The following is a 23268-nucleotide window of genomic DNA, read 5'->3' as shown; positions in this document are numbered from 1 at the left end:
GCAAATATGAGCAGCTTCTCCAGAAGAAACTTCGCACTTGGCGCACTCGCGCTGACGGGACTTGGTGCCTGCGCAAACGGGATCGGGAGCAACGGTGCGTCGATGATCGATGCCCGCGTGAACGAAACACTCCGCTACATGTATGCCAATTACCCGCAAACGCAGGGTCTTTCGCAACAGGCGGCGGGTATGCTTGTCATGCCGCTCGTGACCGAAGTCGGTCTCGGGATCGGCGGCTCTTATGGTCGCGGCGCGCTTCAGGTCGGCGGCACATCGGTTGATTACTACTCCTCAAGCTCGGCAAGCGCAGGTCTTCAGATCGGCGGGCAACAATACAGCCACGTTCTGTTCTTTATGACGCAAGACGCGCTGTTGGACTTCCGCCGTAGCCCCGGTTGGGCGCTGGGCGCGGATGTGGAATATGCCTTTGTCGACGCGGGCGAGACGATCCGCGCAGAAACCACCACGTCGCGTGCGCCCGTCATTGCGGTTGTCTTCGGTCAGGCTGGCTTCCGTGTCGGCGTGTCGCTCGAAGGCACGAAGTATACGCGCATCATCCCGTAACGGTCGCAACCTCGATCCACGCTGCGGCGCGTTTGATCGCGTCGATATCTTGCGGAAAATCAATGACCTGCTCAGAGCGCTCCATGGCGCTTTGGGCAATTTTTTTGGCGGTGTCCCGTATCGCGGGATGTGGATGTGCCGCCAGAGACCTGAGCCTGTTTTGAAGAAAGACCTGCACTTCGACCTTGTCGGCGCCATCGCGGGCGATAAGCTCGAACGGCTCGGACAAAAGCGCAGCGACATCGACCTCGGGCATCCAGACCTTGGTGCAGGGCGCGGGCTTTGTCTCGGTGATCTCCAGATCCATCAGGATTGCGGAAATCCGCCCCATAATGTCGATCGCCGTCCCACCGTCGTTGATCCCCGGAGAAAGCGCTTTGCTGGCAATCTCCGCAAGCATGAGAAGCCCGAACACAGGGTCCTGATCTGCGTCACGTTCGGATGAAATATCAATGTAACTCCAAACCTTTATCGCACGCTCTTCAACTGCAGTGGTAAAACCGACCGGCTCGCCCCGCTGAACATAATCCCCGACACTAATGGTAATATAGACCGCTTCGCCGTCGCTCATCGCCTGATCGAGACCATGGGGAAAAACGCTTTTCACAAAGCCGCTTTTTGGCGCCATGAGAGGGCGTGCGTGGTGCGGAATCTGGACATCGGGCGTTAGGGGATGCGCTCCAAGAGCGGGGTCCTTCACGCGCGCCTCGAGCGCGGTTCGCGCGAGGTCTTCGATACGGTCGGCGGTGTTCCCAAGGCTCCCGAAGGTTTGGAGATGGAAGATCCAAGTCAGGATCATCCAGACGATCAAGCCGAAAACCGCAAGCGTCACCACGTAAAGAACGACAAGCTCCCGCTCGCCGTAGAACCCTGTTTCGCGCAAGATGATCGACAAGAGCGCATAGATATAGGCTCCGACGAATGTCGCCAGAACGGATTGCGTGCGATTGTCGCGAAGCTGCATCCGATGGGCGCGCGGGCTCCATTGAGACGAGACGGACCGATGCACCGACACCATGACGGACAGCGAAAAGGTCGTCACCGCAAGCATGGAGTTGGCGAGGATATTCAAAAGAGTGTCGACGGAACTGGCACCGATCTTTTGCGCCAGCGTCGCGGGGATGAACGCCCCTGCGACCTTGGCCACCAAAGTGGCCAGAATGCTCAGCAATCCGATCAGCAGGACACGGATAAAGAGGTTTCGCGTTAATCTCTTGAAACGTTCAATGAATGTGGTGAACAATTACGGTCCCTCGTTTATGACTTAACCCGTTCCGCTCGGAAAAGTTCCAAGGTGCCCTATGACCCCTATTCTTATTCTTGCTGCCGGTCGTTCGTCACGCATGCGCGGCGCGGACAAGCTGTTGGAAATGGTCGATGGGCTTCCTCTGCTTCGTCGTCAGGTGAACGCGGCGCTTTCGACGGGTGAGCCTGTTTTTGTCGCGCTGCCGTCCCTGACGCATCCCCGCGCCAAAGCGATTGCCGATCTCAGCGCTACGCTGATCGAGGTTCCGACCGCCGATCTGGGCATGTCCGAGAGCCTGAAAACAGGGGTCCGCGCCCTGCCCGCCTCGGCTTGGTTCATGGTTCTTCTCGCTGACCTTGTGGGGCTGACGAGCGCCGATCTGAAACAAATGCTCGACTATATGCCGGGCAGCGACACGCTTATCTTGCGCGGCGCGGATCAATCGGGCGCTCAGGGGCACCCGATCCTCTTTGAAACAACCTTGCGGCCCATGTTTGAAACACTTTCAGGCGACAGCGGAGGCGCCGAGATTATCCGTGCGCACAAAGTGCGCCTTGAACTTGTGACCTTGCCTTCGGATCATGCGACCCTTGATCTTGATACTCCCGAAGATTGGGCCGCTTTTCGCGCAATCCCCCGAACATAGGAAATCCCGCCCGCAAGCCCCCTTGCGGACGGGATTGTGTCTGATCCCCACCAACCAGACGGAGCCTCGGGCGGTCGAACCGCCCGAAGCCTTGTCTCTTACTTGTTGATGAGCAACTTGGCTTCGTGACGCTTGAGGGCGCGGCGGGCCGAGTTGTAGTCCTTGATGCCTTCGCGGGTGCGCAGCTCGGGGAAGAGCTCGAAGATTTCTTCGCGCGAACCGTTGCCGATACCCTTGAGGCTGTAGTCACCGGGCTGGAAGCTTTCAGTCCAGGCCCCGTTCGACAGCACCACTTCGTGACGTTCGAACATGAAGTGGATGTAGGTCGTCTTGGGCTGCTCCACGTTGACGATGCCTTGCGAGCCGACGAGGTGCTTGGCTGCGGCCAGAACTTCGCGCTCTTCGAAGTAGAGCTGCGTCAGGTCCGAGGCCACAAGCACACGGTGGTTCGGCGAGACGATCATATCGCGCTCAGGAAGACCGTTGCCCAGCGAGCCTGCCTTGATGAGAACCGGCTTGAGATGCGGGCTCTGTTCAAGCTGACCGAGCGAAAGCTCTTTCTGACCGATCCAGGCGATTTCCTGGATACCGTTGTCACGGGTGATGACACGGTCGCCGACGCGAAGCTCTTCGACCAGACGTTCGCCCTGCGGGGTCGCGATCGTGGTGCCCGGCGTAAAGCAGGGGATCACGTTCTCGATCTCGGAGAAGTTCATCGTCGAGCCGTCGAGGAAGGTTACGACGCCCTTTTCAGGATCGTTCTGGTCATAGGTGATGAAGTCCACCGCAGAGCCACGCAGATCGAGAACGTCGATATCCTTGTCGTCGGGATCTTCGCCGCCGACCACGACGTCGCCGCCGGTGCCGCCAAGGAAGGTATCCGAGCCGAAGCCGCCGAAGAGGTCGTCTTCGCCTTCGCCGCCGGTGATGGTGTCGGTCCCGTCGCCGCCGTAGACCGCGTCGTCATCGATCCCGCCGTCGAGGAAGTCGTTTCCAAGACCGCCAAAGATCGTGTCGTCGTCGTCTTCGCCGTAAACGGTGTCGTTGCCTTCACCTGCATCGATGGTGTCGCGGCCGTTGTTGACCACACGGTCTCCATCCGCATTCGGGATGTTGATGAAGTCCGGGAAGGACCCGTCAAGTCCGCCGTAGATGAGGTCGTCACCTTTGCCGCCGTCGATGGTGTCGTCGCCTTCACCGCCGATGATGGTGTCGTTGCCGTCACCGCCGTCGATGGTGTCCTTGTCGACGCCCGCGTCGATGTAGTCGTCACCTGCCCCGCCGTCGATGCTGTCGGCATCGTCGCCGGTGGTGATGGTGTCATTGCCATCGCCGCCATAAACGGTGTCGAGATCATCGAGCGGATCGGTGTCCGCAGTCCACAGACCCGGATAACCGAGATCGGGACGCAGCTCGCCGCTGGTGGTGTCGATCACATCGTCACCGTCACCGCCATAGACTTCATCGTCGCCCTGACCCGCAAGGATGGTGTCATCCCCGTCGAAGCCATAGACCAGATCGTCATCACCGACATCACCCGGAAGGATCGCATCGTTGTTGTCGATCATGTCGCCATCGGGATCACCCGTGTAGGCCAGATCGATGAGATCGTCGCCGGCAGTGCCTTCGACCGTGCCGTCAGGCGTCGGCTCGACCGGGATCGTCAGATTGACGGTTGCCGTGTCAAAGCCGCCACGACCATCAGAGATCGTGTAGTCGAAGGTGTCGGTGCCCGTGAAGCCCGCATCCGGCGTATAGGTCAGGGTGCCATCGGGGTTGATGACAACCGTGCCATGCGCAGGATCGGTGACATTGACCACGGTCAGCGGATCGCTGTTCGGGTCGGTGTCGTTCGAGAGAACCTCGATAAGCACCGCTTCGTCCATCGGCGTCGTGGCGTTGTCGTCCACGGCGTCAGGCGCGACATTGGTGTTCTCGACGGTGATCGACACGGTCGCCGTATCGGTCAGGCCTTCTTCGTCTACGATGGTGTATTCGAAGCTGTCCGGACCGGTATAGCCGGGCTCGGGTGTGTAAACGATCGTGCCATCAGGGTTGACCGTTACCGTGCCGTGGAGCGGCTCGGTCACAGTGCCCTCGAGGATGCTGAGCGTATCCCCATCCACGTCGGTGTCGTTGGCCAGAACGTCGATGGTGATCGGGTTGCCCTGATCCACGGTGCGCACATCGTCAACAGCATCGGGCGCGGTGTTGTCCTGAACCGTGACCGTCACGGTGGCCAGATCCGTCGAGCCGTCGTCATCCGTCACCACATAGGTGAAGGTGTCGGTGCCCACGTAATCCTCATCCGGCGTGTAGGTCACAGTGCCATCGGGATTGAGCGTGACGGTGCCATGCTCGGGCTCGCTCAGGCTATTCGGAACAACGCTCAGGGTATCGCCGTCGGCGTCCTCGTCGTTGCCCAGAACATCGATCACCACAGGACGGTTCGGATAGGTCGAGGCCGCGTCATCAACCGCATCGGGCGCAGTGCCCGGAACGATGGTGACGGTGACTTCGGCCACATCAGTGTTCCCGTCGTCGTCGGTGACGGTGTAGCTGAAGGTATCCGTGCCCGTGTAGCCCGTGTCGGGTGTGTAAACGATCGTGCCGTCAGGCTGGATCACAACAGAGCCATGTGCCGGATCGGTCGCGCTGTTCGGAACGACGGTGAGGGTGTCGCCATCCTCGTCCATATCGTTGCCGAGCACGTCGATCGTGACAGGCTGGTCCTGATGCGTGCTCTCGACATCATCGACCGCAACGGGGTTGGTATCGGCGAGCACATCCACAGTGACCTGTGCCGTGTCGGTGTTACCGTCCTCGTCGGTGATGGTGTAGAGGAACGTATCCGTTCCCATGAAGCCCGTATCCGGCGTGTAGGTCACAGTGCCGTCGGGGTTGAGCGTCACAGTGCCGTTCGCAGGATCGGTCAGGCTGTTCGGAACGATGCTGAGGTCATCCCCATCTTCGTCGGTGTCATTGGCCAAGAGGTCCATGACAATCGGCTTTTCAAGATAGGTGGTGTCCTGATCGTCCGCGGCAACCGGATCGGTGTCGGGCGCAACAGTCACAGTCACGGTCGCGGTATCGGTGAGCCCGTCTTCATCCACAATGGTGTAGGTGAAGGTATCGGTGCCCGCGTAACCGGCCTCCGGCGTATAGGTCACGGTGCCGTCGGGGTTGAGAACCACGGTGCCGTGCGACGGGGTGCTCAGGCTGTTGGGAACAACGCTGAGAGTGTCGCCGTCTTCGTCCGTGTCGTTGCCCAGAACGTCGATGATGACAGGAACCTCTTGGAAGGTCTCGTCCGCATCGTCGGTCGCAACCGGTGCCGTGTTCGGAAGAACATTGACCGTAACCGTCGCCGTGTCGGTGTTCCCGTGCTGGTCAACAACCGTGTATTCAAAGGTGTCGGTGCCGGTGAAGCCGTCATCGGGCGTATAGGTGACAGTGCCGTCCTCGTTGAGAACCGCGGTGCCGTTGGCAGGATCGGTGACCGAGTCCTCGACCACATCGAGCGGGCCGCCTTCATCATCGAGATCGTTCGCAAGAACATCGATGGTGATCGGCTTGTCCTCATAGGTGGTGCCTTGATCGGCCACACCATAGGGGTCTTCACCCGTGCTCACAGTGACGGTCGCCACATCGGTCGCACCCTTGGCGTCGGTGATGGTATAGGTGAACGTTTCGGTTCCCATATAGTCATCATTCGGCGTGTAGGTGAATGTGCCGTCCTGGTTGAGAACAACGGTTCCGTTCTGCGGCTGGGTGAAGTCGGTGATCGAGAACGTATCGCCTTCTTCATCCATGTCGTTGGCCAGCGCATCGATGACGACAGGCGTCTCGAAGGGCGTGTAGGCCATATCGTCCACAGCATCGACCGCGTTGTCGGGCTCACCCGCCGTCACATCGATGGTGACCGTTGCAACATCCGTCGCGCCGTTCTCATCGGTGATCGTGTAGGTGAAGCTGTCCGTGCCCGTGTAACCCTCCTCGGGGGTATAGACGATCTTGCCGTCCGGACCCTTCGAGAGCGTGCCATGCTCGGGCAGCGTGTTGATCGCAGTGAGATCGAACGCATCCCCTTCAGGATCGCTGTCGTTGCCGAGCACGTCGATGGTGACAGGCGTACCTTCCTCGGTGCTCGCAGCATCATCGACCGCATCGACCGCGTTGTCGGGCTCACCCGCCGTCACATCGATCGTCACAGTCGCAACATCCGTCGCGCCGTTCTCATCGGTGATCGTATAGGTGAAGCTGTCGGTGCCCGTGTAACCCTCCTCGGGGGTATAGACGATCTTGCCGTCCGGACCCTTCGAGAGCGTGCCATGCTCGGGCAGCGTGTTGATCGCAGTGAGATCGAACGCATCCCCTTCGGGATCGCTGTCGTTGCCGAGCACGTCGATGGTGACAGGCGTACCTTCCTCGGTGCTCGCAGCATCGTCGACGGCATCGACCGCGTTCACATGCTCCACATTCACGATGACGGTCGCCGTATCCGTGCCACCCTGACCGTCCGACACGGTATAGGTGAAGGTATCGGTGCCAGTGTAACCGTCTTCGGGCGTGTAGGTCAAGGTGCCGTCGGGATTGACCACAACCGTGCCGTGCATCGGCGTTGACGTATCGATGATCTCCAGCGGATCGCCGTTCGGGTCCTGATCGTTTTCAAGAACCTTGATGACGACGGGGGTCTCTTCCCCGGTGGTCGCAACATCGTTGCAAGCCTCAGGATCAAGATTTTCCTCCGGTGTCACATTCACCGTGACCGTTGCCGTCGAGGTCAGACCCTCTTCGTCAGCAATCGTATAGGTGAAGGTGTCGGTTCCGGTGAACCCGGCGACAGGCGTGTAAACGAGCTTACCGTCTACGAGCTCGACCGTGCCATTACCGCTCGTTGTGTTCGTGGATTGCACCGCGATGATGTCGCCATCAACGTCGAAGTCATTGCCAAGAACATCAATCGTAACGGGCGTCCCTTCTGTCGTGCTCTCCTCATCGTCGTTCGCCACCGGATCATCGTTCTGCGGCGTGACGGTGACCGTCACCGTGGCGGTGTCGGTGTTGCCGTCGTCATCGCTCACCACATAGGTGATCGTGTCGGTGCCGTTGAAGTTCTCGTCCGGGGTGTAGTTGATCGTGCCGTCGGGGTTGACCGTGACCGTGCCGTGCTCGGCCGTCGGCGTGCCGACGATCGACAGATCATCGCCGTCTTCGTCCGTGTCATTGCCCAGAACATCGAGCGAGGTGATCGGCTCGTCTTCCAGCGTCTCGGCCGTATCATCCGCAGCCACAGGCGTGCTCGAGGGCGTCACGGTGACCGTCACGGTCGCCGTATCGGTGTTCCCTTCCGCATCCACCACCGTATAGGTGAAGCTGTCGGTGCCGGTGTAGTCTTCCTCCGGCTGATAGGTCACGGTGCCGTCGGGATTGAGCGTCACGGTGCCATGCGCCGGCGTGCCGAGCGAGCCCGGAACAACCGTCAGAGGCTGGCCTTCCGCATCCGTGTCGTTGCCGAGCACGTCGATGACCACAGGCTTGTCCTGATAGGTCGTCGCAGCGTCCTCCACCGCATCCGGATCCTGATCGGGCGAGACGCCCACGCTCACCGTCACGGTCGCCGTGTCGGTCGCACCGTTCTCATCGGTGATCGTATAGGTGAAGCTGTCGGTCCCCACAAAGCCGTCTTCCGGCGTGTAGGTCACCTGACCGTTCTGACCCATCGACAATGCGCCATGGCCCGGGATCGAGAAGCCCGTCACCGTGAAGCTGTCGCCTTCGGGGTCCACGTCGTTGCCCGTCAGGTTGATCACGACAGGCGCGCCCTCGGTGGTCTCGGCCGTATCATCGACCGCATCCACTTCGTTCACATCCGCAACAGAGACCGTCACAGAGCCCGTGTCGGTGCCGCCCTGACCGTCCGAGACCGTATAGGTGATCGTGTCGGTGCCGGTATAGCCCTCCTCGGGGGTGTAGACGAGCTGGCCGTTCGGGAGAACCTCGACCGTGCCGTGCTCGGCCGTCGGGGTCCCCAGAACCGAGAGCGGATCGCCGTCCACATCCGTGTCGTTGCCGAGCACGTCGATGGTGACGGGCATATCCTCGTCCGTCGAGGCGGTGTCGTCGTTCGCCACCGGATCATCGTTCTGCGGCGTGACGGTGACCGTCACCGTGGCGGTGTCGGTGTTGCCGTCGTCATCGCTCACCACATAGGTGATCGTGTCGGTGCCGTTGAAGTTCTCGTCCGGGGTGTAGTTGATCGTCCCGTCCGGGTTGACCGTGACCGTGCCGTGCTCCGCCGTCGGCGTGCCGACGATCGAGAGATCATCGCCGTCTTCGTCCGTGTCATTGCCCAGAACATCGAGCGAGGTGATCGGCTCGTCCTCGAGCGTCTCGGCCGTATCATCCGCAGCCACAGGCGTGCTCGAGGGCGTCACGGTGACCGTCACGGTCGCCGTATCGGTGTTCCCTTCCGCATCCACCACCGTATAGGTGAAGCTGTCGGTGCCGGTGTAGTCTTCCTCCGGCTGATAGGTCACGGTGCCGTCGGGATTGAGCGTCACGGTGCCATGCGCCGGCGTGCCGAGCGAGCCCGGAACAACCGTCAGAGGCTGGCCTTCCGCATCCGTGTCGTTGCCGAGCACGTCGATGACCACAGGCTTGTCCTGATAGGTCGTCGCAGCGTCCTCCACCGCATCCGGATCCTGATCAGGCGAGACGCCCACGCTCACCGTCACGGTCGCCGTGTCGGTCGCACCGTTCTCATCGGTGATCGTATAGGTGAAGGTGTCGGTCCCCACAAAGCCGTCTTCCGGCGTGTAGGTCACCTGACCGTTCTGACCCATCGACAATGCGCCGTGGCCCGGGATCGAGAAGCCCGTCACCGTGAAGCTGTCGCCTTCGGGGTCGACGTCGTTGCCCGTCAGGTTGATCACGACAGGCGCGCCCTCGGTGGTCTCGGCCGTATCATCGACCGCATCCACTTCGTTCACATCCGCAACAGAGACCGTCACAGAGCCCGTGTCGGTGCCGCCCTGACCGTCCGAGACCGTATAGGTGATCGTGTCGGTGCCGGTATAGCCCTCCTCGGGGGTGTAGACGAGCTGGCCGTTCGGGAGAACCTCGACCGTGCCGTGCTCGGCCGTCGGGGTGCCCAGAACCGAGAGCGGATCGCCGTCCACATCCGTGTCGTTGCCGAGCACGTCGATGGTGACGGGCATATCCTCGTCCGTCGAGGCGGTGTCGTCGTTCGCCACCGGATCATCGTTCTGCGGCGTGACGGTGACCGTCACCGTGGCGGTGTCGGTGTTGCCGTCGTCATCGCTCACCACATAGGTGATCGTGTCGGTGCCGTTGAAGTTCTCGTCCGGGGTGTAGTTGATCGTGCCGTCGGGGTTGACCGTGACCGTGCCGTGCTCGGCCGTCGGCGTGCCGACGATCGACAGATCATCGCCGTCTTCGTCCGTGTCATTGCCCAGAACATCGAGCGAGGTGATCGGCTCGTCTTCCAGCGTCTCGGCCGTATCATCCGCAGCCACAGGCGTGCTCGAGGGCGTCACGGTGACCGTCACGGTCGCCGTATCGGTGTTCCCTTCCGCATCCACCACCGTATAGGTGAAGCTGTCGGTGCCGGTGTAGTCTTCCTCCGGCTGATAGGTCACGGTGCCGTCGGGATTGAGCGTCACGGTGCCATGCGCCGGCGTGCCGAGCGAGCCCGGAACAACCGTCAGAGGCTGGCCTTCCGCATCCGTGTCGTTGCCGAGCACGTCGATGACCACAGGCTTGTCCTGATAGGTCGTCGCAGCGTCCTCCACCGCATCCGGATCCTGATCGGGCGAGACGCCCACGCTCACCGTCACGGTCGCCGTGTCGGTCGCGCCCTTCGCATCGGTGATCGTATAGGTGAAGGTGTCGGTCCCCACAAAGCCGTCTTCCGGCGTGTAGGTCACCTGACCGTTCTGACCCATCGACAATGCGCCGTGGCCCGGGATCGAGAAGCCCGTCACCGTGAAGCTGTCGCCTTCGGGGTCCACGTCGTTGCCCGTCAGGTTGATCACGACAGGCGCGCCCTCGGTGGTCTCGGCCGTATCATCGACCGCATCCACTTCGTTCACATCCGCAACAGAGACCGTCACAGAGCCCGTGTCGGTGCCGCCCTGACCGTCCGAGACCGTATAGGTGATCGTGTCGGTGCCGGTATAGCCCTCCTCGGGGGTGTAGACGAGCTGGCCGTTCGGGAGAACCTCGACCGTGCCGTGCTCGGCCGTCGGGGTCCCCAGAACCGAGAGCGGATCGCCGTCCACATCCGTGTCGTTGCCGAGCACGTCGATGGTGACGGGCATATCCTCGTCCGTCGAGGCGGTGTCGTCGTTCGCCACCGGATCATCGTTCTGCGGCGTGACGGTGACCGTCACCGTGGCGGTGTCGGTGTTGCCGTCGTCATCGCTCACCACATAGGTGATCGTGTCGGTGCCGTTGAAGTTCTCGTCCGGGGTGTAGTTGATCGTGCCGTCGGGGTTGACCGTGACCGTGCCGTGCTCGGCCGTCGGCGTGCCGACGATCGACAGATCATCGCCGTCTTCGTCCGTGTCATTGCCCAGAACATCGAGCGAGGTGATCGGCTCGTCTTCCAGCGTCTCGGCCGTATCATCCGCAGCCACAGGCGTGCTCGAGGGCGTCACGGTGACCGTCACGGTCGCCGTATCGGTGTTCCCTTCCGCATCCACCACCGTATAGGTGAAGCTGTCGGTGCCGGTGTAGTCTTCCTCCGGCTGATAGGTCACGGTGCCGTCGGGATTGAGCGTCACGGTGCCATGCGCCGGCGTGCCGAGCGAGCCCGGAACAACCGTCAGAGGCTGGCCTTCCGCATCCGTGTCGTTGCCGAGCACGTCGATGACCACAGGCTTGTCCTGATAGGTCGTCGCAGCGTCCTCCACCGCATCCGGATCCTGATCGGGCGAGACGCCCACGCTCACCGTCACGGTCGCCGTGTCGGTCGCACCGTTCTCATCGGTGATCGTATAGGTGAAGCTGTCGGTCCCCACAAAGCCGTCTTCCGGCGTGTAGGTCACCTGACCGTTCTGACCCATCGACAATGCGCCATGGCCCGGGATCGAGAAGCCCGTCACCGTGAAGCTGTCGCCTTCGGGGTCCACGTCGTTGCCCGTCAGGTTGATCACGACAGGCGCGCCCTCGGTGGTCTCGGCCGTATCATCGACCGCATCCACTTCGTTCACATCCGCAACAGAGACCGTCACAGAGCCCGTGTCGGTGCCGCCCTGACCGTCCGAGACCGTATAGGTGATCGTGTCGGTGCCGGTATAGCCCTCCTCGGGGGTGTAGACGAGCTGGCCGTTCGGGAGAACCTCGACCGTGCCGTGCTCGGCCGTCGGGGTCCCCAGAACCGAGAGCGGATCGCCGTCCACATCCGTGTCGTTGCCGAGCACGTCGATGGTGACGGGCATATCCTCGTCCGTCGAGGCGGTGTCGTCGTTCGCCACCGGATCATCGTTCTGCGGCGTGACGGTGACCGTCACCGTGGCGGTGTCGGTGTTGCCGTCGTCATCGCTCACCACATAGGTGATCGTGTCGGTGCCGTTGAAGTTCTCGTCCGGGGTGTAGTTGATCGTCCCGTCCGGGTTGACCGTGACCGTGCCGTGCTCGGCCGTCGGCGTGCCGACGATCGAGAGATCATCACCGTCTTCGTCCGTGTCATTGCCCAGAACATCGAGCGAGGTGATCGGCTCGTCCTCGAGCGTCTCGGCCGTATCATCCGCAGCCACAGGCGTGCTCGAGGGCGTCACGGTGACCGTCACGGTCGCCGTATCGGTGTTCCCTTCCGCATCCACCACCGTATAGGTGAAGCTGTCGGTGCCGGTGTAGTCTTCCTCCGGCTGATAGGTCACGGTGCCGTCGGGATTGAGCGTCACGGTGCCATGCGCCGGCGTGCCGAGCGAGCCCGGAACAACCGTCAGAGGCTGGCCTTCCGCATCCGTGTCGTTGCCGAGCACGTCGATGACCACAGGCTTGTCCTGATAGGTCGTCGCAGCGTCCTCCACCGCATCCGGATCCTGATCGGGCGAGACGCCCACGCTCACCGTCACGGTCGCCGTGTCGGTCGCGCCCTTCGCATCGGTGATCGTATAGGTGAAGGTGTCGGTCCCCACAAAGCCGTCTTCCGGCGTGTAGGTCACCTGACCGTTCTGACCCATCGACAATGCGCCGTGGCCCGGGATCGAGAAGCCCGTCACCGTGAAGCTGTCGCCTTCGGGGTCCACGTCGTTGCCCGTCAGGTTGATCACGACAGGCGCGCCCTCGGTGGTCTCGGCCGTATCATCGACCGCATCCACTTCGTTCACATCCGCAACAGAGACCGTCACAGAGCCCGTGTCGGTGCCGCCCTGACCGTCCGAGACCGTATAGGTGATCGTGTCGGTGCCGGTATAGCCCTCCTCGGGGGTGTAGACGAGCTGGCCGTTCGGGAGAACCTCGACCGTGCCGTGCTCGGCCGTCGGGGTCCCCAGAACCGAGAGCGGATCGCCGTCCACATCCGTGTCGTTGCCGAGCACGTCGATGGTGACGGGCATATCCTCGTCCGTCGAGGCGGTGTCGTCGTTCGCCACCGGATCATCGTTCTGCGGCGTGACGGTGACCGTCACCGTGGCGGTGTCGGTGTTGCCGTCGTCATCGCTCACCACATAGGTGATCGTGTCGGTGCCGTTGAAGTTCTCGTCCGGGGTGTAGTTGATCGTGCCGTCGGGGTTGACCGTGACCGTGCCGTGCTCGGCCGTCGGCGTGCCGACGATCGACAGATCATCGCCGTCTTCGTCCGTGTCATTGCCCAGAACATCGAGCGAGGTGATCGGCTCGTCTTCCAGCGTCTCGGCCGTATCATCCGCAGCCACAGGCGTGCTCGAGGGCGTCACGGTGACCGTCACGGTCGCCGTATCGGTGTTCCCTTCCGCATCCACCACCGTATAGGTGAAGCTGTCGGTGCCGGTGTAGTCTTCCTCCGGCTGATAGGTCACGGTGCCGTCGGGATTGAGCGTCACGGTGCCATGCGCCGGCGTGCCGAGCGAGCCCGGAACAACCGTCAGAGGCTGGCCTTCCGCATCCGTGTCGTTGCCGAGCACGTCGATGACCACAGGCTTGTCCTGATAGGTCGTCGCAGCGTCCTCCACCGCATCCGGATCCTGATCGGGCGAGACGCCCACGCTCACCGTCACGGTCGCCGTGTCGGTCGCGCCCTTCGCATCGGTGATCGTATAGGTGAAGGTGTCGGTCCCCACAAAGCCGTCTTCCGGCGTGTAGGTCACCTGACCGTTCTGACCCATCGACAATGCGCCGTGGCCCGGGATCGAGAAGCCCGTCACCGTGAAGCTGTCGCCTTCGGGGTCCACGTCGTTGCCCGTCAGGTTGATCACGACAGGCGCGCCCTCGGTGGTCTCGGCCGTATCATCGACCGCATCCACTTCGTTCACATCCGCAACAGAGACCGTCACAGAGCCCGTGTCGGTGCCGCCCTGACCGTCCGAGACCGTATAGGTGATCGTGTCGGTGCCGGTATAGCCCTCCTCGGGGGTGTAGACGAGCTGGCCGTTCGGGAGAACCTCGACCGTGCCGTGCTCGGCCGTCGGGGTGCCCAGAACCGAGAGCGGATCGCCGTCCACATCCGTGTCGTTGCCGAGCACGTCGATGGTGACGGGCATATCCTCGTCCGTCGAGGCGGTGTCGTCGTTCGCCACCGGATCATCGTTCTGCGGCGTGACGGTGACCGTCACCGTGGCGGTGTCGGTGTTGCCGTCGTCATCGCTCACCACATAGGTGATCGTGTCGGTGCCGTTGAAGTTCTCGTCCGGGGTGTAGTTGATCGTGCCGTCGGGGTTGACCGTGACCGTGCCGTGCTCCGCCGTCGGCGTGCCGACGATCGACAGATCATCGCCGTCTTCGTCCGTGTCATTGCCCAGAACATCGAGCGAGGTGATCGGCTCGTCTTCCAGCGTCTCGGCCGTATCATCCGCAGCCACAGGCGTGCTCGAGGGCGTCACGGTGACCGTCACGGTCGCCGTATCGGTGTTCCCTTCCGCATCCACCACCGTATAGGTGAAGCTGTCGGTGCCGGTGTAGTCTTCCTCCGGCTGATAGGTCACGGTGCCGTCGGGATTGAGCGTCACGGTGCCATGCGCCGGCGTGCCGAGCGAGCCCGGAACAACCGTCAGAGGCTGGCCTTCCGCATCCGTGTCGTTGCCGAGCACGTCGATGACCACAGGCTTGTCCTGATAGGTCGTCGCAGCGTCCTCCACCGCATCCGGATCCTGATCGGGCGAGACGCCCACGCTCACCGTCACGGTCGCCGTGTCGGTCGCACCGTTCTCATCGGTGATCGTATAGGTGAAGCTGTCCGTGCCCACAAAGCCGTCTTCCGGCGTGTAGGTCACCTGACCGTTCTGACCCATCGACAATGCGCCATGGCCCGGGATCGAGAAGCCCGTCACCGTGAAGCTGTCGCCTTCGGGGTCGACGTCGTTGCCCGTCAGGTTGATCACGACAGGCGCGCCCTCGGTGGTCTCGGCCGTATCATCGACCGCATCCACTTCGTTCACATCCGCAACAGAGACCGTCACAGAGCCCGTGTCGGTGCCGCCCTGACCGTCCGAGACCGTATAGGTGATCGTGTCGGTGCCGGTATAGCCCTCCTCGGGGGTGTAGACGAGCTGGCCGTTCGGGAGAACCTCGACCGTGCCGTGCTCGGCCGTCGGGGTCCCCAGAACCGAGAGCGGATCGCCGTCCACATCCGTGTCGTTGCCGAGCACGTCGATGGTGACGGGCATATCCTCGTCCGTCGAGGCGGTGTCGTCGTTCGCCACCGGATCATCGTTCTGCGGCGTGACGGTGACCGTCACCGTGGCGGTGTCGGTGTTGCCGTCGTCATCGCTCACCACATAGGTGATCGTGTCGGTGCCGTTGAAGTTCTCGTCCGGGGTGTAGTTGATCGTGCCATCGGGGTTGACCGTGACCGTGCCGTGCTCGGCCGTCGGCGTGCCGACGATCGACAGATCATCGCCGTCTTCGTCCGTGTCATTGCCCAGAACATCGAGCGAGGTGATCGGCTCGTCCTCGAGCGTCTCGGCCGTATCGGGGTTCGCAACGGGGCCGTCGTTCACCGGCGTCACCGTCACAGTCACCGTCGAGGTCGAGGTCACGCCCTCTTCGTCGCTGATCACATAGGTGATCGTGTCGGTGCCGTTGAAGTTCTCGTCCGGGGTGTAGTTGATCGTGCCATCGGGGTTGACCGTGACCGTGCCGTGCTCCGCCGTCGGCGTGCCGACGATCGACAGATCATCGCCGTCTTCATCCGTGTCATTGCCCAGAACATCGAGCGAGGTGATCGGCTCGTCCTCGAGCGTCTCGGCCGTATCGGGGTTCGCAACGGGGCCGTCGTTCACCGGCGTCACCGTCACAGTCACCGTCGAGGTCGAGGTCACGCCCTCTTCGTCGCTGATCACATAGGTGATCGTGTCGGTGCCGTTGAAGTTCTCGTCCGGGGTGTAGTTGATCGTGCCATCGGGGTTGACCGTGACCGTGCCGTGCTCCGCCGTCGGCGTGCCGACGATCGACAGATCATCACCGTCTTCGTCCGTGTCATTGCCCAGAACATCGAGCGAGGTGATCGGCTCGTCTTCCAGCGTCTCGGCCGTATCGGGGTTCGCAACGGGGCCGTCGTTCACCGGCGTCACCGTCACAGTCACCGTCGAGGTCGAGGTCACGCCCTCTTCGTCGCTGATCACATAGGTGATCGTGTCGGTGCCGTTGAAGTTCTCGTCCGGGGTGTAGTTGATCGTGCCGTCCGGGTTGACCGTGACCGTGCCGTGCTCCGCCGTCGGCGTGCCGACGATCGACAGATCATCACCGTCTTCGTCCGTGTCATTGCCCAGAACATCGAGCGAGGTGATCGGCTCGTCTTCCAGCGTCTCGGCCGTATCGGGGTTCGCAACGGGGCCGTCGTTCACCGGCGTCACCGTCACAGTCACCGTCGAGGTCGAGGTCACGCCCTCTTCGTCGCTGATCACATAGGTGATCGTGTCGGTGCCGTTGAAGTTCTCGTCCGGGGTGTAGTTGATCGTGCCGTCCGGGTTGACCGTGACCGTGCCGTGCTCCGCCGTCGGCGTGCCGACGATCGACAGATCATCGCCGTCTTCATCCGTGTCATTGCCCAGAACATCGAGCGAAGTGATCGGCTCGTCTTCCAGCGTCTCGGCCGTATCGGGGTTCGCAACGGGGCCGTCGTTCACCGGCGTCACCGTCACAGTCACCGTCGAGGTCGAGGTCACGCCCTCTTCGTCGCTGATCACATAGGTGATCGTGTCGGTGCCGTTGAAGTTCTCGTCCGGGGTGTAGTTGATCGTGCCATCGGGGTTGACCGTGACCGTGCCGTGCTCCGCCGTCGGCGTGCCGACGATCGACAGATCATCGCCGTCTTCGTCCGTGTCATTGCCCAGAACATCGAGCGAGGTGATCGGCTCGTCCTCGAGCGTTTCGGCCGTATCGGGGTTCGCAACGGGGCCGTCGTTCACCGGCGTCACCGTCACAGTCACCGTCGAGGTCGAGGTCACGCCCTCTTCGTCGCTGATCACATAGGTGATCGTGTCGGTGCCGTTGAAGTTCTCGTCCGGGGTGTAGTTGATCGTGCCATCGGGGTTGACCGTGACCGTGCCGTGCTCGGCCGTCGGCGTGCCGACGATCGACAGATCATCGCCGTCTTCGTCCGTGTCATTGCCCAGAACATCGAGCGAGGTGATCGGCTCGTCCTCGAGCGTCTCGGCCGTATCGGGGTTCGCAACGGGACCGTCGTTCACCGGCGTCACCGTCACAGTCACCGTCGAGGTCGAGGTCACGCCCTCTTCGTCGCTGATCACATAGGTGATCGTGTCGGTGCCGTTGAAGTTCTCGTCCGGGGTGTAGTTGATCGTGCCGTCCGGGTTGACCGTGACCGTGCCGTGCTCCGCCGTCGGCGTGCCGACGATCGACAGATCATCGCCGTCTTCGTCCGTGTCATTGCCCAGAACATCGAGCGAAGTGATCGGCTCGTCTTCCAGCGTCTCGGCCGTATCGGGGTTCGCAACAGGGCCGTCGTTCACCGGCGTCACCGTCACAGTCACCGTCGAGGTCGAGGTCACGCCCTCTTCGTCGCTGATCACATAGGTGATCGTGTCGGTGCCGTTGAAGTTCTCGTCCGGGGTGTAGTTGATCGTGCCGTCGGGGTTGACCGTGACCGTGCCGTGCTCCGCCGTCGGCGTGCCGACGATCGACAGATCATCGCCGTCTTCATCCGTGTCATTGCCCAGAACATCGAGCGAGGTGATCGGCTCGTCCTCGAGCGTCTCGGCCGTATCGGGGTTCGCAACGGGGCCGTCGTTCACCGGCGTCACCGTCACAGTCACCGTCGAGGTCGAGGTCACGCCCTCTTCGTCGCTGATCACATAGGTGATCGTGTCGGTGCCGTTGAAGTTCTCGTCCGGGGTGTAGTTGATCGTGCCATCGGGGTTGACCGTGACCGTGCCGTGCTCGGCCGTCGGCGTGCCGACGATCGACAGATCATCACCGTCTTCGTCCGTGTCATTGCCCAGAACATCGAGCGAGGTGATCGGCTCGTCTTCCAGCGTCTCGGCCGTATCGGGGTTCGCAACGGGGCCGTCGTTCACCGGCGTCACCGTCACAGTCACCGTCGAGGTCGAGGTCACGCCCTCTTCGTCGCTGATCACATAGGTGATCGTGTCGGTGCCGTTGAAGTTCTCGTCCGGGGTGTAGTTGATCGTGCCGTCCGGGTTGACCGTGACCGTGCCGTGCTCCGCCGTCGGCGTGCCGACGATCGACAGATCATCGCCGTCTTCATCCGTGTCATTGCCCAGAACATCGAGCGAAGTGATCGGCTCGTCTTCCAGCGTCTCGGCCGTATCGGGGTTCGCAACGGGGCCGTCGTTCACCGGCGTCACCGTCACAGTCACCGTCGAGGTCGAGGTCACGCCCTCTTCGTCGCTGATCACATAGGTGATCGTGTCGGTGCCGTTGAAGTTCTCGTCCGGGGTGTAGTTGATCGTGCCATCGGGGTTGACCGTGACCGTGCCGTGCTCCGCCGTCGGCGTGCCGACGATCGACAGATCATCGCCGTCTTCGTCCGTGTCATTGCCCAGAACATCGAGCGAGGTGATCGGCTCGTCCTCGAGCGTTTCGGCCGTATCGGGGTTCGCAACGGGGCCGTCGTTCACCGGCGTCACCGTCACAGTCACCGTCGAGGTCGAGGTCACGCCCTCTTCGTCGCTGATCACATAGGTGATCGTGTCGGTGCCGTTGAAGTTCTCGTCCGGGGTGTAGTTGATCGTGCCATCGGGGTTGACCGTGACCGTGCCGTGCTCGGCCGTCGGCGTGCCGACGATCGACAGATCATCGCCGTCTTCGTCCGTGTCATTGCCCAGAACATCGAGCGAGGTGATCGGCTCGTCCTCGAGCGTCTCGGCCGTATCGGGGTTCGCAACGGGACCGTCGTTCACCGGCGTCACCGTCACAGTCACCGTCGAGGTCGAGGTCACGCCCTCTTCGTCGCTGATCACATAGGTGATCGTGTCGGTGCCGTTGAAGTTCTCGTCCGGGGTGTAGTTGATCGTGCCGTCCGGGTTGACCGTGACCGTGCCGTGCTCCGCCGTCGGCGTGCCGACGATCGACAGATCATCGCCGTCTTCGTCCGTGTCATTGCCCAGAACATCGAGCGAAGTGATCGGCTCGTCTTCCAGCGTCTCGGCCGTATCGGGGTTCGCAACAGGGCCGTCGTTCACCGGCGTCACCGTCACAGTCACCGTCGAGGTCGAGGTCACGCCCTCTTCGTCGCTGATCACATAGGTGATCGTGTCGGTGCCGTTGAAGTTCTCGTCCGGGGTGTAGTTGATCGTGCCGTCGGGGTTGACCGTGACCGTGCCGTGCTCCGCCGTCGGCGTGCCGACGATCGACAGATCATCGCCGTTCGGATCGGTATCGTTGCCCAGAACGTTGATCGAATTCAGAGGCTCATCTTCGAGCGTGGTGGCAAAATCCGGGTTTGCGGTCGGAGCTTCGTTTTCGGGCAGCAAAATCTGCTCGATTTCGGTGAACTCCATCGTATCGACGACATTGCCGAAGCTATCGAGGAATTCGACAGTGCCCGAAGTGGAGTCACCATCTGCATCCACGGTTTCATTGACGATGCGCACAGCACCTGCACCGCGCAGATCAAGTGTATCGAAGTCGTCACCATCGGTGCCGCCGTCGACGACATCACCTGCGGTGCCGCCGATGAAAGTATCGCGATCATCGCCGCCATAGAGCGTATCAGCGTCCGCGCCGCCCGTGAGGGTGTCGTTGCCTGCGTTCCCGAAGATGACGTCGCTGCCATCACCGCCGTCGATCGTATCGTCACCGGGTTCGCAAGCCTCGACAGGAACGTCCGAATAGACGGGAGCGTCATAGTAGACATCAGTGATGTTGATGCCCGAATTATGGGTGCCGACCTGTTCGTGCGTGATTTCAAGGCGGACGATCGGTCCTGCGATGTTGATGAGGCCCGAGAGGTTCGGATCGGTATCTTCGCCGCTCATCGCTTGCGAGGAGATGAGGGTTTCGGTGCCCGCTACGCCGTCAAGATCCTGAACCGTGATGTTTGCACCGGCTTGAACATCGACAGGCACAAGGTTGCCGTTCGCGTCATAGGCTTTGACCACGACCTTGGAATTGAAGTCGATATCGTTCACACGGAACGAGACATCCCGCACTTCATCCGAGAAATCGAGACTATAGGTGACTTTTTCGCCATGTGCGTCGAGCTCGGAAGAGAGCGAGCTGTAGGGGTCGATGGTTTCGGTGCCCGTGTCGACCGAATGGACCTTTTGCTGGTTGTTCGCAAAAGTCGAAATCGGCGTTCCGCTGTCGGTCGTCGCTTCAAAGGTGACGTTGACGCGGCCCGTATCCTGGGTGAAGCCGCCTGCAAGGTTGTCACCGTTGTCGATCGGGTTGGTCCCGTTCGGATCGTCGGCAAGGTTCCATTCAAAGCTTTCGCGCACATAGCTCTCGACGACGGGCGGGGTCGTGACCATATCGCCGCTGTCACCATAGATCGTGTCGTTGCCGGTGCCGCCCGTGATGCTGTCGTTTCCGCCGTTGCCGTAGATCAGGTCATCGCCTGCTCCGCCGTCGATGGTGTCGTCGCCGCAATCATCGCCGGGGGTCGAGCCGTCGAGAGAAACGAGTTTCACGTTGTCGATCGAAACACCGTAGCTGTCGGCTGTGCCTGCACCTTGGAATTCGAGACGGTCACTGCCGTTGCCACTGCCTGCGGTGACCTGGAAGGTGTAGTGATCCCACGAGGTGTCGCCATTGGCATTATAGGGGTCGATCGTGGCGATGAGCTCGCCGTTCCAATAGACCTTGACGATGTTTTCATCGGGACCGTCGATCGAGGTCTTCTCGGGTGAATCGTTCACATCGAAAGAAACTTCATAGGTTTGACCATCGGTCAGACCCTGAACATCCTGACCAACGCGGATATTGCCCGAAGAGGCATCCAGATCGAGCCAGTTCTGGCCATCGGTCGCCTCGATCCCGTCACGACCGTCATTGTGAATGTCCATGTCGTTCACGGTGCTGGTCGAAGTCCAACCCGGAATAACGCCGTCACCGACATAGCCATAGCTGGTCTGAGTCAGGCCCGAGATGTTCTCGAAAGAGCCGTTGACGATGAAATTGCCGTCGCTCGGCACGTTCGAAGGTTCGTCACCATAGATCGTGTCGTTGCCGATACCGCCCGAAATGCTGTCGTCGCCCGAGCCGCCGAAGAGAACGTCGTTACCCTCGTCACCCGAAACCGAGTCATTGCCGACTTCGCCGAAGATGGTGTCGTCGCCGAGACCGCCCGAAAGCGTGTCATCCCCGCCGACGAGAGTCGCGGGATCAACGGCAATCGGCGTGCCCGTATCGTAGAACACATCCGTGATGATGATGCCCGAGCCGAGCGATCCGGCCTGTGCATGGAGTATTTCGATCCGCGCGACGGGGCCGTTGATTTCGACCAATGCGGAAGTCGAGGCAGTCGTCGGGCTCTGGTCTGCATCATTGGTGCTGGTCAAAAGGTCATTGCCCTTGAGACCATCCGCGTTGGAGACGCTGATATCGCCGCCGACGGTGAATTTCACCGCCACTTCGTTACCGTCCGCGTCAAAGGCGCGAATACGGACCGTGGAATCGGTGTCGATGTCGTTGATCCGGAAATCGACGTTATAAACTTCGTTCGAGAAGGCGAGCTTATAGGTCGCGCTTTCGCCATTGGCGTTGAGATAGGACTTCAGACCCGAGGTCGAGTCGATCGTTTCCGCGCCATCGTCGATGTCGGAGGTCAGCTGGGTGACCTCGGTATAGGTGGTTTCGGGCGAGCCGCTGTAGGCGGTCTTGCTGAACGAAACGTTCACGCTGCCGGTATTTTGGCTGAAGCTGCCGATATGGTCGCCTTCGTCGATCCCGTTAAAGTCCAACAGATCCGGATCGGGGGCTTTGTCCCACTCGAAGCTTTCGCGCGGTCCCGTCGTTTCAACGACGCCTGTCGCGAAATTGCCAAGCGTGCTGTCGCCATAGATGAGGTCGTCGCCTGCGCCACCTGTGGCGATATCGTCGCCTGCACCGGCATAGACTTCGTCATTGTCTGCGCCTGCGTAAATCGTGTCGTTCCCCGCACCCGAAACGATGATGTCGTCGTCACCGACTTCACCCTGCAAAAGGGCGTCGTTGTTGTCGACTTTATCACCGTCGGGATCACCAGTGTAATTCGCGTCGATAAGGTCGCCGTTCTCGGTGCCTTCGACAACACCTTCGCCGTTGATGTTGTATTCCGGCGCAGGCGCGCAGGAGATCGAACCGAACTTGAGATCGAAGTCGTAATCTTTGGAGCAGTTGAACAGCGTGAAGCCGACGCAGGGCACATCGCAGACAACCTTTACAAGACCGTCGATCAGCTCGAATTTCGCATCGACCAGATTGCCGAAGACGTCGGTGAATTTGATATCGCAGAGCTTCCCGGGGCCACAGTCGCTCAGGTCGATGTCAAAAAGATTGAAGCTGATGTCTTTGAGGCAGCTGTCGAAATTCACATCCAGGCTGGTGTCGAACGACCCGCCGCTGAGAAAACCGCAGTCATACCCGTTATAGGTCGTGCTTCCGCAACTTCCCGATGTGGTGGTGTTGTACGAGGTCGAATTCCCGTCGAACCAAGAAAGTCCGTTCCAGAGGCAGCTCGTCCAGTTCAGCAAATACGTCATACTTCAGTCTCCAAAGGCCCCGTCGAATGAAGTCACCCGACGATCTTTGCGAAATACGATGCTGCCCTATTTGTCGGGGCAAGCGAACGCACCTCGCAGCGCACTCAAGGTGCGACACGTTGCACAAATCAGCGTGGAAATAATCTCCGCGCAGACACCACTCGTTCGTTTGGCCGAAACCAAACATAGTCGCCCCATTCGACTATATGCCCCCCAGATGGGCTAGTTATTCATATCCAAAAGTATCAAAGCAAAAAAGAGAAAAAGAGCGCACAACCTACAGGAAACTTTGCCACATTTCAGCAACAACGGCGGATTGTTCGGGAATTGTAGACAAAGTGCGCATTTTGTTTCCAAAACGATCATCAAAATCAGGGCAAAATAACGCATTATCAATAACTTGATCGTTACCAATTCGTGTAAAAAATCTACCTAGGCAAGCCTGATACAGCGGACAGCACACCACCCAGCGTGGAATG

General features: G+C 61.3%; 4 protein-coding genes. 2 read left to right on the top strand and 2 right to left on the bottom strand.

Annotated elements, in window-relative coordinates:
- Window positions 1–6 precede the first annotated feature (6 nt).
- A complete protein-coding gene (locus tag QQG91_RS06215; protein WP_285772102.1) occupies window positions 7–564 on the top strand; it encodes a lipid-binding SYLF domain-containing protein in 558 nt (185 codons plus the stop codon).
- Here QQG91_RS06215 and QQG91_RS06210 read toward each other — a convergent pair.
- Window positions 554–1807, bottom strand: a complete 1254-nt coding sequence (locus QQG91_RS06210; RefSeq protein WP_285772101.1) for a DUF2254 domain-containing protein — start codon at window positions 1805–1807, stop codon at window positions 554–556. The genes QQG91_RS06215 and QQG91_RS06210 overlap by 11 nt on opposite strands.
- 58 nt (window positions 1808–1865) lie before the next feature.
- On the opposite strand from QQG91_RS06210, the gene QQG91_RS06205 reads away from it, so the two are divergent.
- Window positions 1866–2456: a nucleotidyltransferase family protein gene (locus QQG91_RS06205; protein ID WP_285772100.1), complete on the top strand. Its 591-nt coding sequence runs from the start codon at window positions 1866–1868 to the stop codon at window positions 2454–2456.
- Between the two features lie 98 nt (window positions 2457–2554).
- On the opposite strand, the gene QQG91_RS06200 is transcribed toward QQG91_RS06205, so the two are convergent.
- The gene (locus QQG91_RS06200) at window positions 2555–22789 is read right to left on the bottom strand and encodes an Ig-like domain-containing protein (protein ID WP_285772099.1); all 20235 of its coding nucleotides are present in this window, start codon (window positions 22787–22789) and stop codon (window positions 2555–2557) included.
- Window positions 22790–23268 lie beyond the last annotated feature (479 nt).

It is taken from the genome of Marivivens sp. LCG002 (genome assembly GCF_030264275.1).
GTDB lineage: Bacteria > Pseudomonadota > Alphaproteobacteria > Rhodobacterales > Rhodobacteraceae > Marivivens.
This window is presented reverse-complemented; position numbering and strand designations above follow the sequence as displayed.